Source organism: Deefgea piscis, from assembly GCF_013284055.1.
GTDB lineage: Bacteria > Pseudomonadota > Gammaproteobacteria > Burkholderiales > Chitinibacteraceae > Deefgea > Deefgea piscis.
The window spans coordinates 1,658,446-1,674,274 of record NZ_CP054143.1 but is presented as its reverse complement, the minus strand read 5'-3'; the positions used below and the strand labels follow the sequence as shown (position 1 = coordinate 1,674,274).

The 15,829-nt window shown below is 45.0% G+C and carries 13 protein-coding genes; 6 read left to right on the top strand and 7 right to left on the bottom strand.

Annotated elements, in window-relative coordinates; all coding sequences use genetic code 11:
* Nucleotides 1–69: 69 nt before the first annotated feature.
* The 4 genes from ubiB to HQN60_RS08015 all read right to left on the bottom strand — a co-directional run bounded on the left by ubiB (nt 70) and on the right by HQN60_RS08015 (nt 3,488).
* Nucleotides 70–1,581, bottom strand: a complete 1,512-nt coding sequence (ubiB, locus tag HQN60_RS08030) for a ubiquinone biosynthesis regulatory protein kinase UbiB (RefSeq protein WP_173533160.1) — start codon at nt 1,579–1,581, stop codon at nt 70–72.
* A gap of 56 nt (nt 1,582–1,637) precedes the next feature.
* On the bottom strand, nt 1,638–2,177 hold the full coding sequence (locus HQN60_RS08025; RefSeq protein WP_173533159.1) for a ubiquinone biosynthesis accessory factor UbiJ: 540 nt from the start codon (nt 2,175–2,177) through the stop codon (nt 1,638–1,640).
* An 89-nt stretch (nt 2,178–2,266) separates the two neighbouring features.
* Nucleotides 2,267–3,010: a bifunctional demethylmenaquinone methyltransferase/2-methoxy-6-polyprenyl-1,4-benzoquinol methylase UbiE gene (ubiE, locus tag HQN60_RS08020; RefSeq protein ID WP_173533158.1), complete on the bottom strand. Its 744-nt coding sequence runs from the start codon at nt 3,008–3,010 to the stop codon at nt 2,267–2,269.
* Between the two features lie 109 nt (nt 3,011–3,119).
* Nucleotides 3,120–3,488 (bottom strand): gamma-butyrobetaine hydroxylase family protein, encoded by a 369-nt coding sequence (locus HQN60_RS08015; RefSeq protein WP_203564109.1) that lies wholly within the window; start codon nt 3,486–3,488, stop codon nt 3,120–3,122.
* A gap of 334 nt (nt 3,489–3,822) precedes the next feature.
* Between HQN60_RS08015 and phoB the strand changes: the two genes are divergently transcribed.
* From phoB to HQN60_RS07990, 5 genes are all read left to right on the top strand, one after another.
* Nucleotides 3,823–4,509: a phosphate regulon transcriptional regulator PhoB gene (gene phoB, locus HQN60_RS08010; protein ID WP_173533157.1), complete on the top strand. Its 687-nt coding sequence runs from the start codon at nt 3,823–3,825 to the stop codon at nt 4,507–4,509.
* Nucleotides 4,510–4,592: 83 nt separating this feature from the next.
* Nucleotides 4,593–5,879 (top strand): phosphate regulon sensor histidine kinase PhoR, encoded by a 1,287-nt coding sequence (gene phoR, locus HQN60_RS08005; RefSeq protein WP_173533156.1) that lies wholly within the window; start codon nt 4,593–4,595, stop codon nt 5,877–5,879.
* A gap of 130 nt (nt 5,880–6,009) precedes the next feature.
* The gene (gene tal, locus HQN60_RS08000) at nt 6,010–7,089 is read left to right on the top strand and encodes a transaldolase (protein ID WP_173533155.1); all 1,080 of its coding nucleotides are present in this window, start codon (nt 6,010–6,012) and stop codon (nt 7,087–7,089) included.
* A gap of 189 nt (nt 7,090–7,278) precedes the next feature.
* Complete coding sequence (locus HQN60_RS07995; protein WP_173533154.1) at nt 7,279–7,905, top strand: nucleotide-binding protein; 627 nt, start codon at nt 7,279–7,281, stop codon at nt 7,903–7,905.
* A 258-nt stretch (nt 7,906–8,163) separates the two neighbouring features.
* Nucleotides 8,164–9,282 (top strand): methyl-accepting chemotaxis protein, encoded by a 1,119-nt coding sequence (locus HQN60_RS07990; protein WP_173533153.1) that lies wholly within the window; start codon nt 8,164–8,166, stop codon nt 9,280–9,282.
* A 91-nt stretch (nt 9,283–9,373) separates the two neighbouring features.
* On the opposite strand, the gene HQN60_RS07985 is transcribed toward HQN60_RS07990, so the two are convergent.
* Nucleotides 9,374–12,238 carry a glycosyl hydrolase family 18 protein gene (locus HQN60_RS07985; protein WP_173533152.1) on the bottom strand — a complete coding sequence of 955 codons (2,865 nt, stop codon included), beginning with the start codon at nt 12,236–12,238 and terminating at the stop codon, nt 9,374–9,376.
* A 642-nt stretch (nt 12,239–12,880) separates the two neighbouring features.
* Here HQN60_RS07985 and HQN60_RS07980 point away from each other — a divergent pair.
* Nucleotides 12,881–13,474 (top strand): 6-pyruvoyl trahydropterin synthase family protein, encoded by a 594-nt coding sequence (locus HQN60_RS07980; RefSeq protein WP_173533151.1) that lies wholly within the window; start codon nt 12,881–12,883, stop codon nt 13,472–13,474.
* Nucleotides 13,475–13,577: 103 nt separating this feature from the next.
* Here the strand turns inward: HQN60_RS07980 and HQN60_RS07975 are convergent, their stop codons facing one another.
* Both HQN60_RS07975 and HQN60_RS07970 read right to left on the bottom strand, forming a co-directional pair.
* Nucleotides 13,578–14,681, bottom strand: coding sequence for a VanZ family protein (locus tag HQN60_RS07975; protein WP_173533150.1), 1,104 nt, complete (start codon nt 14,679–14,681; stop codon nt 13,578–13,580).
* Nucleotides 14,682–14,731: 50 nt separating this feature from the next.
* Nucleotides 14,732–15,790 (bottom strand): ABC transporter substrate-binding protein, encoded by a 1,059-nt coding sequence (locus tag HQN60_RS07970; RefSeq protein WP_173533149.1) that lies wholly within the window; start codon nt 15,788–15,790, stop codon nt 14,732–14,734.
* Nucleotides 15,791–15,829: the final 39 nt, after the last annotated feature.

Below are 15,829 nucleotides of genomic sequence, written 5' to 3'. Positions count from 1 at the left end.
AGCCATCACTGGCTAGACATTAGGTATAGCAGAAATTATCGTGTCAGCTACGATGATTTCTGCTTAAACTTACCACCATATTGTGAGCAAAATACCCGCCAACAACGCGGCAATCACCGCCAGAATCGCATTGCGCTTTTTTTGCTCCCACATCAGGCCGCGATAACCGGTAAGCAATAATTCGGTGTGGTTTTGATTCAGTACTTCATTAAGCTTACGCGGTAAGGTTGGCAGTAATGTGGCCCATTGCGGCGCTTCTTTTTTCAAGGTCAAAATCAAACCCCGCCAGCCCATTTGCTCATTCATCCAGCGCTCTAAAAATGGTTTGGCGGTTTGCCATAAATCCAAATCCGGATCGAGCTGACGGCCTAGGCCTTCAATATTGAGCAAGGTTTTTTGTAACAACACCAGCTGTGGTTGGATTTCAACATTAAATCGGCGTGAGGTTTCAAATAAACGCAGCAATACAAAACCAAAAGAAATTTGGCTTAATGGCTTATTAAAAAACGGCTCACACACCGTGCGAATCGCCGATTCAAGTGCTTCAACTCGCGTATCCGCCGGTACCCAACCACATTCAATATGCGCTGTGGCAACACGATGATAATCGCGGTTAAAAAAGGCCAAGAAGTTAATTGCCAGATACTGCTTATCGGTATCAGACAGCGTACCAACAATACCAAAGTCTAGCGCGATATACCTATTATCAGGCGCGACAAAAATATTGCCCGGATGCATATCAGCATGAAAAAAACCATGGCGAAAGACTTGGCTAAAGAAAATCTCGACGCCAAAACGACTGAGTTTTTTCAAATCCATACCGGCCGCTTTTAATTCATCAATGCGGCCAATCGGAATACCGTCCATCCATTCCAAAACCAAAACTTCTCGTGAACAAAAGTCATAAAACACTTCTGGCACAATTAATTGATCGGAATTGAGAAAATTACGCCGCAGTTGGCTGGCATTGGCCGCCTCATGCATTAAATCCAATTCATCGTGCAAATAGCGATCAAACTCAGCGACCACTTCACGCGGTCTTAAACGTTTGCCATCAGCAAATAGTTTTTCAACTAACACCGCCAGCGTTTTCAATAAGGCCAAATCGCTTTCGATCACCGGCAAAATACCCGGGCGCAGTACCTTTACCGCCACGGCCTGCCCATTATGCAACCGCGCCCGATGAACTTGCGCCACCGAAGCTGAGGCAACTGGCTGTGGATCAAACTCAAGAAATAACTCAGCAATTGATCGTCCGGCACTGCGCTCAATCTGCTCAATCGCCACTGCAGAAGCAAATGGCGGCACATTGTCTTGCAATTGGGCCAATTCATTGGCGATGTCGAGCGGCATTAAATCACGTCGAGTCGACAGCACCTGACCAAACTTAACGAAAATCGGCCCTAATGACTCCAGCGCTAAACGTAAGCGCACCGCACGCGGCTGATCGAGACGACGCCAAAATAATGCACGATTAAATAATTGCCCCAAACCACGCACTCGCTCATGGCCGAGTAAAAACTCATCCAAACCAAACTGGACAACGACACGAGCGATTTTAATAAATCGAAACAAAGACATCCAAGATTTCCGTGAAGCCAATTACGCAGCGCACTACGCCAACTGGCGGAGACTAATTAAGAACGTTCAAGACGGCGTAAGCGTAATTCGAGTCGAGCAACATCATCGCGCAAATGGTCAACTTGATCACAAAACTGGGTCACCGCATACGCTTGCGGTAGGATTTTTTGCTCATCGCGACAATACTCAACCAAGGTTTGTGCCATCCGCTCCCCCATCATTTGTGGAGTACGCACCATGCTGACCGCAACACGGCGCACACGTTCGGCCAAAACATCGCCCAGCAATAACGACAAATCCTCGCTCGCATCCCATTGTAAAGCCGCAAGCACATTTCCTACCTTACCTGCCAGTTCAGCATCGCCGCTAATTTGCACCAGCCGAGATGCCGCCGGCCGATCTCGCCAACGCGTAATAAAAAATCGCGCCGGTAGGGTTAAGACCGCCTCAGCATCCGCCTGTGAATCTGCCAGTAAACCCGCTTCAGTGACCACCACCGTTGCCGCAGCAAAAGGCAATTGCACCCGAAAGGTACGCCCCTGCAATGGCGCTAACTCAGCGGCTAACATCGGCGCCTGAGCGAAGAGGTGATTCAAAATTCCAGCAAGCAGCATTACGCAGCACTCATCATTAGGTATTTTCCGACAAGCCCTATAAAACAAAGGCCATAGAGCAATACCTTAAGTTAAAATTTAATCCCTTTATGCAAAGCCACTACACCACCCGTCAAATTATGAAAATCAGCACGGCCAAAACCGGCATCAAGCATCATTTGTTTCAGTGTTTCTTGATCGGGATGCATCCGAATTGACTCGGCCAAATATTGGTAAGAATCAGCATCATTAGCGACTAATTTGCCCATAAATGGTAGCAATTTAAAAGAGTAAATATCATAAGCGGGTTTCAATGGTGCCCACACTTTTGAAAACTCCAGCACCAGCAAACGACCACCCGGTTTTAACACCCGATGCATTTCTTTTAACGCCGCATCTTTATGCGTCATATTGCGCAGACCAAACGCCACTGACACCAAATCAAAGTAATTATCTGGAAACGGCAGTTTTTCAGCATCGCACTGGGCAACAGGGAGTGCAAAACCTTGATCCATCAAACGATCACGACCAACCCCTAGCATGGAGCTATTAATATCCGTCAACCAAACTTGGCCGGTTTTACCGACTTTTTTGGCAAATGCTTTCGATAAATCACCCGTACCACCGGCAATATCGAGCACTTTATCGCCCGCTTTAACACCGCTGGTTTCAATCGTAAAAAACTTCCAAACTCGATGCAGACCACCGGACATCAAGTCATTCATCACATCGTACTTTTGTGCGACCGAGTGAAACACCTCGGCGACTTTCTGCGCTTTTTCTGATTCATTAACGGTTTTAAACCCAAAATGAGTCGCTTGATCGTGTTCGCTCATCGTGCACCTATTTCTTGATTTGAGCCTAAGCCCATTATTAATAACCCTTGGGTATATCTATCAAAAGCTAACCAAATAATGGCTAGCTAGATATACCCATCTAAATAATCTAGCGTGACGCGCCCGCTGCCGCTAATTTTTGCAAATATTGATCCCAAAGCGCGGCTTGATCTCGCCCTAGCTCGTACAAATACTCCCAAGAGAACAAGCCAGAATCATGGCCATCGTCAAACACCAGTTTGATCGCATAATGGCCAACAGGCTCAATCGCGGTGATATTGACCTTGGCTTTACCGACTTGCAACACTTCGTTACCAATGCCATGGCCACGTACTTCGGCTGATGGGCTAGAAACGCGCAAAAACTCACACGGCAACTGAAATCGAGCCCCATCGGCAAAGGCGATATCCAGCACCCGTGAAGCTTGATGCAAGACCAGTTCAGTGGGTTGCGGCGTTGTTGGCAATAAACCAGCCATAAAAATCACTCTCTCTCGAATGGAGTCGCCATAATACCCTGCTTTTCACTTGCTTCGCAGCCTCGAGGCGGTCAACGATTGATTTAACAGCGGCATTTTCTGGATTTAGCCTAAGGATTAAAAACACCGTACACGGCCTAACTTTGGCATCGCCAACGAGCTAAGTCAGCATTTTGTAACGCCACGTCGGGGGGAAATCCAAAAAATACCCCGTGCATTTCTTTACATAGATTGAAAATATATATCGGCAAGTCGTCGACTTGTAATATTCTATTCATATAAAAGCCTTATTCTCGCAACAAACAAATTGAACTTTTTCCGCGAGGAGCACTCTATGGCCGCTACAATTTTACTGGTTGAAGACGAACCAGCAATTCAAGAGTTAATTGCTTTTAATCTTTCCCAAGTCGGTCATCACATTATTCGTGCAGATTCTGCAGAGGCCGCTAGCAGCGTAGTTCGCAACGCACTGCCCGATCTTATTTTATTAGATTGGATGCTGCCGGGGATGACAGGGATCGATTTTGCTAAAAAATTACGTGCTGATGAGCGTACTCGATCGATTCCATTGATCATGCTCACTGCCCGCTCCGATGAACAAGATAAAATCATTGGCTTAGAAACCGGCGCGGATGATTACATTACCAAGCCATTTAGCCCACGCGAATTGCAAGCGCGCATCAAAGCAGTCTTGCGCCGCCGAGCACCACAAGTCACCGATGACCCAGTGGAAATCAAAGGTCTACGTTTAGATCCGATTACCCATCGGGTGTTTGGCAATGCTCAGCCGCTCGATTTAGGGCCAACAGAGTTTCGCTTATTACACTTTTTTATGACGCATCCTGAACGCGTTCACTCGCGCGCTCATTTGCTCGATCAAGTGTGGGGTGATCATGTATTTGTTGAAGAACGGACCGTGGATGTGCATATTCGCCGCTTAAGATCGTCTTTAGAAGGAACTGGGCACGACAATTTAATTCAAACTATTCGTGGCTCAGGCTATCGACTCTCTGTGAACTAAGCCCGCAAAAATCATCAATACCACCTCGCATTGATGATTTTTGACGTCGCCAAACATTTTTTTGCACTACCAAAGGCCGTTTCATGTTCTGGCTGCGCTCGATTATTTTGTATTTTTTTATTGCTGTTATCGCTTTTGCCATCAGCGCCTTCACCGATATTCTGTGGGGGTTTGTGTTTGCACTCGTGATGCTCAGCATCACGATTTGTTACCACCTCATTAACCTCAATCGGCTCAACCAATGGCTCAAACATCCTGACGTGGATACCGTTCCAGGCAGCATGATGCTGTGGCAAGATGTATTTGACCAACTGTATGAACAAGTTCGTTCGCAAAAAAAATCCAAAGATCGCTTAGCCAATACCCTCGATCGCTTTTTATCCGCCGCCGAGGCCTTGCCCGATGGCGTCGTCATTTTGGATGAATATGATCGTATTGAATGGTGTAACCCAGCCAGCCAGATTCACTTAGGCCTAAATCGCAAAACCGACTCTGGTCAGCAAATTACCAATTTACTGCGCCACCCAGCACTGCGTGAATATTTAAAAGAACAAGATTTTAGTCATCCCGTCACCTTGCGCACCATGCGCCCTCAAGAGCAAGTGCTGTCGGTGCAAATGATTCCTTTTGATTCAACGCGCAAACTCTTACTCAGTCGTGACATTACCCAGCTAGATCGCGTACAAACCGTACATAGAGATTTTGTTGCCAATGTTTCGCATGAATTACGTACCCCACTCACGGTCGTTGGTGGTTTTATTGAAACCATGATTGATATGCCGCATATCGATGCGCCAACGCGTGAACAACATATGCAGTTAATGTACGAGCAAACGCAAAGAATGCAGCGTTTAGTCGATGATTTGCTCACGCTATCCAAGCTGGAAAATGGCCAGCAGCTCAAAGAAGAAGAGGTTGATATCCCTCAGCTACTCCAGCTACTCCGCATTGAGGCTGAAGGTCTATCACAAGGCCGCCACAGCATCAGCATTGAATCCATCGCACGCCAGCGCTTAATCGGCAATCATGATGAGCTGCATTCGGCTTTAGGTAATCTCGTGTCCAATGCGGTGCGCTATACGCCGGCAGGCGGCCAGATCATGCTGTCTTGGCAAATGCGCGGTGATGAGGCGTGCTTTGTCGTCAAAGACACCGGGATTGGTATTGCCCCAGAACACGTACCTCGACTCACGGAACGCTTCTACCGGGTTGATCGTGGTCGCTCACGCAATACCGGCGGCACAGGCCTAGGTTTAGCCATTGTGAAACATATTTTGCATCGCCACCAAGCGGTAATGGCTGTCGAGTCACGACTCGGAGAAGGTAGTGAATTTGCGGTAAAATTTCCAACACAAAGGGTTTTGGAGTAAGTATCAGTAACATAAAACAAAAACAGCGCAAGAAAGCATGACAGTTTGTGCAAACACAAACCCAGCCTCTTGATGTTACTAGATAATGCCCCAAGATCATTATTACCCACTCACACAGGCGTATGTAACTATGAGCAAAATTGCGGCAATTAAACCTTTCGGTCAAAGTATCTGGTTGGACAATCTTTCGCGTGGTCTCATCGCCTCAGGTGAATTGGCGAAAATTCTTAAAGAAGACGCGATTGCTGGCGTGACTTCTAATCCGGCTATTTTTTACAAATCAATCTCTTCTGATCCGCTTTACACCGGTGATTTAGCTGAATTGAAAAAACAAGATTTGACTGCCGAACAACGTTACGAAGCGTTGGTAGTACCGGACATTCAAGCCACTTGCGACTTAACTCGCTCAATCTATGACCAAACCAAAGGTGTTGATGGTTATGTGAGCTTGGAAGTGTCACCAACACTCGCCAACGACGCACAAGGCACCATTGATAATGCCAAACGTCTTTGGGCTGAAATTAACCGCCCGAACGTGATGATCAAAGTGCCAGCTACACCAGCCGGCGTGATTGCATTTGAAGAGCTGATTACTTCAGGGATTAACGTTAATGTGACCTTGATGTTTAACTTGACTCACGTTGACAACATTTTGACTGCCTATATTCGCGGTCTTGAAGCACGTGCTGCTGCTGGCTTGCCAGTTGATCACGTACATGCCGTTGCATCGGTATTCTTGTCACGTGTTGATAGCTTGATTGACCCACAATTAGAAGCGATTGGCACACCAGAAGCACTCGCGTTGCGCGGCAAAGTTGCGCTGTCTTTTGTTAAAGTATCGTACCAACACTACAAAAAACTGTTTCATGGCAATCGTTTTGCCGCACTTAAAGCATTGGGTGCTCATCCACAACGTCTGCTTTGGGCTTCAACCGGTACCAAAAACAAAGCATATAGCGATGTGATGTATGTTGAAGAATTGATCGGACCAGAAACTGTTAACACCGTACCTGATGCAACCCTCGCGCTATTCCGTGATCATGGTAAAGCAGCAAATACACTCGATACCAATATTGATGCCGCAGTTGCAAATTTAGTGGCCGTTCGCCAACTTGGCATTAACTACAACCTCGCTGGTGAACAGTTACAACAAGAAGGTTTGAAGCAATTTGACGAAGCCTTTGTGAAGCTGCTTGAACTGACAAAATAAACCCGCAGTTGAATAAAAAAGCCCAAGTTAAAAACTTGGGCTTTTTTTATGCATTAAATTCATGCAACAGCCATCAAGCCTTTATAAATACTGACAAATATTACGCAATTATTTATGATACCCTTACGAAAGCCAACTTAACGCAACAGAAAAGCCGTTGCTTATGTCTCTTCAAGCAAAGGAAACCAAATGCGAAAAATCCTCATTGCCAACCCCAAAGGAGGCAGTGGCAAATCCACACTGGCCACACATTTAGCATCTTGGTTTGCATGGCAAGACGATGCCGTCATGCTTGGTGATTTAGATAAACAGCACTCAAGTCATCACTGGCTTGATCTTCGCCCTAAAACCTTACCCAGCATACAGCGCTGGGATATTGGCACAGATCATATCGCTCGCCCGCCCAAAGGCTGCCAAGTTGCTATACTCGATACGCCAGCATGCTTTAGCGGAAAAAAACTCAAGCATGCCATTCACCTCGTCGATCACATCATCGTTCCGGTATTGCCATCGGCCTTTGATCTTTGGGCTTGTGCTGATTTTTTCGCTGATCTGGCTGAGCTAAAGGCAGTTCGCCACGATGAAGTCAAAGTCGGCATTATTGGTATGCGGGTTAATTCACGAACCCAATCTGCGCAGCAGCTGCCTGCGTTTTTAAGCCGCTATGATTTACCCTTATTAACCTGCTTACGAGATACTCAGCTTTACAATCAAACCATACAGCGCGGCATGACCTTATTTGACTTGCCCTACTCACGCACCGAACGGGATCGAAAAGAATGGCAGCCGCTTATTAATTGGCTGCATATCCGTTAAATCAATTTATGGCAAATTGTTATGTCGTCCAGTCGATATGGCAGCATGCACAGCTAACCCCGCTTTCTCGCCACCAAGCAGCGCTTAGAATCATTTTTGCCATCATCCTTTCATCTGCAGACCATAAAAAACAATAAAAACAAAATCAAAAAGACAGAAGATCTCTAGTTTTTTACTAAGCTATATGAAAGTTGTTTGCAGTTTGCGCCAACTACATTGCCAGTATTCTGCATTTTTAATTTATTTTGGAGAGAACCAATGTTTGGCTTTACTTTTCAGACCGAGCAAAAATCCGTACCACTCATCAATGAACTTGCGATGTATACCGCCGCTTTAGATGAAATTGATGCCGTCATCATGTTGGCCGATACCTCTCCAGAAAATAAGATTTTTTACATGAATCGCACCGCGCGAACGTTCATGAATAATAATCGTGCGGTGATGAATCAATCTTTAGTCGCGGGTGCAGATGTTGGATCTGCAATGAAAAATTCTATTCATCAATTTCATCGTGACCCTTCTCGAGTAAAAGCTTTATTACAAAATCTAGCTAGCGGCCAAGTCAAAGAGCATTTGGCGGATATTCCTGTTGGCGATATTTTATTCCAAACCAAAGTGAGCCCAATCTGGGGTGAAAACAATAAACTAATTTGTTTTATGGCTCAGTTCAAAAATATTTCAGCAGAAAGAAAAGCCCAAGAATTAGTCGAACACAATCGGCAGCGACAGTTATTTTTAGAAGAACGCATTGCCGAACTCGCCGATAATTTAGGTGCGATGGCGGTAAGTGTCGAAAGTGTCGCCGTTCAATCTTCTTCAGCATCGCAATCTTCAGAAGTCATGCTCAATGAAAGTAAGCGTGGTGTTGAAATCGTCAAAGACACCAATGTGAGTATCGAAGAAGTAGCACGAACGATTGATTTAACTGCCGCCAGCTTGCTAGAACTAGGGCAGCGCTCAGAATCAATTGGCATGATTGTGGCGGTCATTCGCGATGTGGCAGATCAAACCAACTTATTGGCACTCAATGCTGCCATTGAAGCGGCACGTGCTGGCGAACAAGGTCGAGGCTTCGCGGTGGTTGCCGATGAAGTGCGTAAATTAGCAGAACGCACGACCAAATCCACCAGCGAAATCTACGGTATGGTCAAAGACATTCAACATGAAGTTAAACGCAGTGTTGAAGCGATTCATCTCGGGCAAACCGCAGTTCATACCTCAGTCGATGATTGCAAACAAGCCGTTGAGGCCTTAGAACGCATCCTCAATGAAGTCCATCGTATGAATGACTACATCACGCAAATTGCCAGCGCAGCCGAAGAGCAAGCAGCAGCATCGCAAGATATTTCCAGCAAAGTGAATGATCTATCAAATTAAGCATTTCTTTGGTTGAATAAAATAAAAAACGCCGCGAATGCATCGCGGCGTTTTTCATCGCACTCAAAACAACTGAGTGCGCCACAGCTACTTATTGCTTAATGCCATACACTTTGCCATTTGGTAGAGTGAGTGTAACCCCAGTTGGTACTGTCAAAGGCATAAATACACGCATACCGATGGTGATGGTTTTGCCTGCGCTGAAATCAGACACTCCCCAACCTGATGCTTTCAACTCGTACGACAGGCGGTGGAAACCATTTGGCAAGCCGCCAACGTTGCCCACAGTGCTTGATGCTGGCACTGCAGTCCAAGTACCACCGCTGTAGATATCAACGAGGTTTTCTACACCGTTACCAGCTGGTGGATCGCTTGGTTTCAGGTATTGAACCTCAGATGGAACCAATGGCGTAGATGGAGCTACGTTGAACGACACTTTCGCGCCAGTCAAATCAACATTTGAGTTGTTTTTCAGTTTCACACCGATAGCGAGTGGATAGTTATCATCGCCTTTGGGTTTGAAGCCAACCAAATCAATAGTCACATCCAACACTTCAGCTGGCTGAACAAATTTCTCATCACCTGCTTTCACACCGTACGGGGCTGCTGCGCGCAATTTTGTCGCCGCCAATGCCGTCAGATGGCTACCCATACCGTATGAAGAAGTCCCATTTTGAGCTGGCGTACTGTAGTCACCCGCCATTTCCCAGAACATGATACCGCCGGCACCTTGGTCGATTGCGTACTGTACTTTGGCTGCAAATGATTTCTCATTTTCAGTCGACAAGAACACTTTCTTTTGTGGGTTCCACAACCAAGACGATTTAGCAACATCATCGTAGTACTCAATGTAGTTACCAGTCACTTGACCTGCAGGTTTAGTCACATCATGACCGTATTGAGCAACGTATGGCACAGGCAAGCCATCACGTAAGTTGTTCACGTGCCACAATGGATTCACACCGGCAAACATTTCATTGCCAGCCGCATCACGGTCGAACCACAAGTTATCAATCCCTTGTGCGCCAAAGCCGCATGGTGCACCGGCTTTCGGGCTCAATGCATCTGGGCCTAAGTTGCCACCAGTACCGAGGTAACATTTCTTCTGATCAGCTAAAGCAGAAATACCCCACAGACCATTGGTGCCGCCTGTTACGTTTTGTGAGCCGCGAGTGTAGTACGGTAGACCGATATTAATACGACCACCGGCAAGTGCAGTACGGAAGTATTTATATGACCAGTCAATGTTCAAGTAACCTTGCGAATTGTAGTAATGCGCATCGCCGCCTTGGTAGATTTTCGCATCAGCGATTTCATTATCTTTACCTGTGTCATACAAGGCAGCATTGTGGCCCACGAAGTGATTCCATGCACCGTGCAAGTCATAAGTCATGATGTTAACGAAGTCGAGGTATTTAACCGCTTCGAAGTCTTCCATACCACGTAACAAGTAGCCTGACGATGGTGATGCAATCGTCAACATGTAGTATTTCTTATCTGCAACGGCTTGTTTGTCCAACTCAGCACGTAGCGTTTTGGTCAAAGCCATATACCCTTTCCACAAATCACCACGTTTTGCATTGCCGATCTTCCAATCTTCTGGATTACCTGCATCAGACATTGAAGTTGGATATTCGTAGTCGATATCGATACCGTCAAAGCCGTATTGTTTAACAAATGCAGCTGCTGACTTCGCAAATGTATCGATACGATCTTGGCGAACTGCGCCAGTCGCTGGATCAGTCGTCAAGGCATAGAAACCACCTGATACTGTACGGCCATCAGCATCATTGAAGAAGCCACCAGTCTCAGCCCAACCACCAACAGAAAGCAGCAATTTCACGCCGTTCTTGTTGTTGGTCTTCAACATATTGAAGTGACCTTTGTATGGCAGATTTGGGTTCAGTGCATATTTAGCACCTTTTTCTGGCCATTCCATGCCCACTGATGAGTTATTTGGATTGTTTACATCACCAATCGATACTTTCCATTGATCATTCACGTGCGCAAATGCGTAGTTCACGTGTGTGATGTCATTCCAAGGCACGTCTGCACCAAGGTAAGAAGGTTGACCGTTTTTACCGGTACGCCAGTTCGTGAAGTAGCCGATACTGCGGCGTTTCATATTGTTGGCGAGTTTTTCACGACCATCAGTACCGTACACATCGCAATATGGCACGTTCGCAACTTCAGAAACCAAACCAGCTGGACGACATTGATCTTGCGAACCAGGAGGAATTGGCGTTGCCGATGGTGTTGCTGTCGGGGTCGCAGTTGGCGTCGCTGTTGGTGTCGCTGTCGGCGTCGCAGTTGGCGTCGCAGTTGGCGTCGCGGTTGGCGTCGCAGTTGGTGTCGCAGTTGGTGTCGCTGTCGGCGTCGCAGTTGGTGTCGCTGTCGGCGTCGCAGTTGGTGTCGCTGTCGGCGTCGCAGTTGGTGTCGCTGTCGGCGTCGCAGTTGGCGTCGCTGTCGAGCCAGCACATGGACCCAAATCTAACCACGGTTTACCAGAACCCACATTCACCGAAGGCTCATTACCTTGCGTCCACCACTGTGCTTTATAGTTACGACCATTTGAACTAACCAATGCGCCGCCATTATAAGCAGTTGCACTATTCCATGCGGCATAAGTGCAACTACCCGGTGCAGCCGTTGGCACTGCTGTAGGTGATGCTGTAGGTGCCGTAGTTGGCGTAGCGGTAGGCGCGGTACTCGGTGTGCTGGTTGGCGCAACAGTTGGACCTGTCGCTTGTAGCTCCCAAGGACCCCATTGATCGGCACCAGGCACATTACCCTGAGTCCACCATTTGGCTTTGTAATCTTTATTTGCATAGCTAACAACATCGCCAGCAACATAAACACTAGCGCTATTCCATGCAGATGCAGCCATTGCATTCACTGAAATCATTGCAATCGCGGCAGGTAATGCGGCAAGAGCAATACGATTGATATGGGACATTGATGTCTCCTCCTATATTATTAATTGGCATTCATGCGATAGAAAAAATGGTCCTATCAATCACACGGGGCTGTTATCAATTTGTAAGAATCATGATATTTACCCTTGCTAAGTGAGCCTGCAATGATTGGGTCAACTTTGGCATTACTGATTAATACTGAAGCGAATTCTATTGTCAATATGACAAACAATGGCAAAACCGGATTGGTAACAACCCAAGCCATTCACCATCAATAAAACTACATAACAAGGACGAAAAAAAAATGCCGCAGCACAACAAGCCAAACTCAAGCCACTGATAAATAACAACTTAAATCAACACCCGCATGTTCTCAACGCAAAATAAGAAAGAACTGATGTAACTCATGCAAGCAAATTTGGCGATAAAAATCGCAAAATACTTCATTACACCTGCGGCATATTGCAGACAGATTTTATAGATTAAAAAAACCATCACAATCACTACAATTTAATTGCTTTCATAATACTTGCAAAAACCAATCAAAAACTGTCATCACAGATGCTTACATATTGAACCAAATAGGTATCAAGTTGAGTATCATTATCAAAAGCTAGATCGAGTATTGCTCAAATGCGATATCATCTAGATATAAAATAAAGCTCACTCATTGGTCACTGATTATGTTGATTCGTAAATTATTCAAATTTGAAAATGCACACATTGTTCGCAACTGCTCATCTGAACGATGCCGTACTTCGATTCATGGTCACAGCTATAAAGTGGAGGTATTGCTAGAAGCAGATGCTTTGGATAATGGGCAAATGATCTATGACTTTGGCCTCATGAAAGGCACGATCCGTGATGTCATTGATGCATTTGATCATGCAATTTGTTTTTGGGATAAAGATGATGCGGAATATATTCGGCTGTGCCAAACCTTTTCGGCACGCTGGATTTCTATGCCGGTATCACCGTCTGCTGAACAATTTGCTCGCGTATTTTTTGTCATCATCGATCAACTTTTACAGCAAACCATGATGGCCAATGGCGAAAGTGACGTGCGACTACACTCAATCATTGCGCACGAAACTGAAACCGGTTACGCACAAGCCTTTCGACATGACGCCTACAATCCACGGATGGGTGAAATTAAGCTCAGTGATGTGATTTTTTCTGCACAATGCCAGAGCGAATGGCACGATCCACAGATGTATGAGAAATTATTGGCAGGCGCTCAATTTCAAAATCCTGTAATACCACAGCAGATTAAATGAGCATTCAGGCAAGGGCGTATCGCTAGGCATAAAAGTAAAAGGTGAGCAGTTAATTACTTTTATGCCTGATCAGAATAAAAAAACATTAAATTAGCATTCTTTCTTATTCATTATCTTCAGGTAAAAACAGCATAAAATAAAATAAAAATAGCATTGCGCCTATCGGCCAAATATCGCCAATTGCACTCGACATGCCATTAAAATGCTGCAAATGACCATAGCTCCACTTATAACCATCTAAATTATTGCTACTATTTGGCGACAATGGCCATAAATAAGTAATAATATTAATTAGGCATAGAGCAAAAAAACCAGCCCATGCGCGTAAACGACGATTCAAACGCAGGAAAAAAGCCAATAATACAACTCCCACGATACCACCCAAAGCAATATTCAAATTAATCCAGGCAAAGAATTGCTCTGGCTGCAATAACATCCCAGCAAAACCCATTTTAACCAATAAAGCGCACATCAATACGCTAGCAATTGCTCGGGGAGCATAGCGATGATATCGAACCAATAATGAAACAAATAAAGCCACTGCCAATAGATGCAGCATCATTCCGCCGCCCTCTAATAACCTTAGAAACAAAGCAGGACTTTGAATTGGCGAAACAAAAGGTTGCGGTAAACCTTGCGGCATCACCACAACGCCCAAAAATGGCAAACTCGGATCAAATTGAGTAACAAACCACAATGCTAACCAAATAAATCCCCACTCAACAACGGCGCTGGGAGCCAAATAATCATGGCGAAAATGCAGCCAATACTGCAAAAAATAGCGATGACTTAATACAACACCTGCTATCGCACCGATCCCTCCACCTAATACATTGCTGATCATATCCATATTTGAGGCAACACGACTCGGCAAAAACTGCTGCACAAACTCAATACTCATTGAGACTAAAAGACAAATACACGTTGCATACAAAAAGGCCAAACGATAGCGACGCAAAATAAGTACCGCGCTTAATCCCAATGGAATATAAGCCAAGATATTAATCGCGTTATCAAAGACGGTGAAATAGTAGGGTAATGGATAGGTATAAAACGCAGTAATCGGCTCACCAGTAAAACGCCAACCACTAAATGGATACAAACTGACAATCAAAATGAGGAGCAATGAAACAGCAAACAAAAATGGCGAAACCATTGTGGGTTTGGTTTTTTTTGCTAAGTAACGAATAGAAGAAATAGATGACATAGAGAGTCAATATACCGGCTAACTCGCGCTAGCCGGTATATTGATGGTACTTATTTAGAAGTTTTCACTTTGGTCCACAATTTATTGAGTTCTCGCAATTGTTTTCCTTCTAAGGCATTAAGTTGCTGCAATTTCTTCATCACTTGCGCATCAGGGAATACCGATGGAATAGACTTAATATCAGCCTTCACGAAAGGCACCGCAGCCAAATTAGGATTGCCAACGCCAATCAAATTGGTTAAATCTGCGGCATTCTTACCTTCTAGAATAAAGTTCATAAACTTATATGCTAAATCAGGGCGTGGCGCATTTTTAAGGACCACCATGCTATCGACCGACATGGTATTACCTTCTTTTTGCAAGCCGTAATTCACAGTAAATGACCGTTTGGCAGCTTTTGCATCTGCGACCGCTTGAAACATATCGCTAGAATAGCCATGAGCCACCCAGATATTGCCTACAGTCAGTTCCTTGATATAGCTTTGGCCATTGAATGCCGCCCAATATGGTTTGGCTTTAATAATGGTTTCTTGCGCTTTTTTTAATTCATCTGGGTTCGTTGAATTCGCAGAGAAACCGTTATACATTAACGCCGCAGCAAAAACCTCACGACTATCATCCAATACCGTTACTTTACCTTTGATTTTAGCCAAGATAACTGGATCAAAAATCAATGACCATGAATCAGCACTGATGCCCAATTCTTTGAGTTTATTCTGGTTGTAACCCAAGAGAGTCGTTGTAAATGAATAAGGTAATGAATATTTATTACCTGGATCAAATTTACTATTCATAAATGCAGGATTAATATTTTTAGCATTTGGCAATTTAGCCAAATCTAAACCCTGCAATAAATTTTGTTTCGACAATGGTGGAATAGCAAATCCGGTTGGCACCACAATATCGTAACCTTTTGCGCCAGCGGATAACTTCGCCAACATTTCTTCCATTGCGCCATAATAATCTTGAACCACGCGACATTTACAGCTGGCCTCAAAACGTTTCACCGTTTCTGGTGCAAGGTAGTTATTCCAGTTATAAATATGCAATACATCTTCAGCTTGTGCGACACCCGCAGCCAACATCAACGCCAGAAAAAGTTTTTTCATTGGTGAAAACTCCAAATTCAGTGGTATTTAAATATAAGT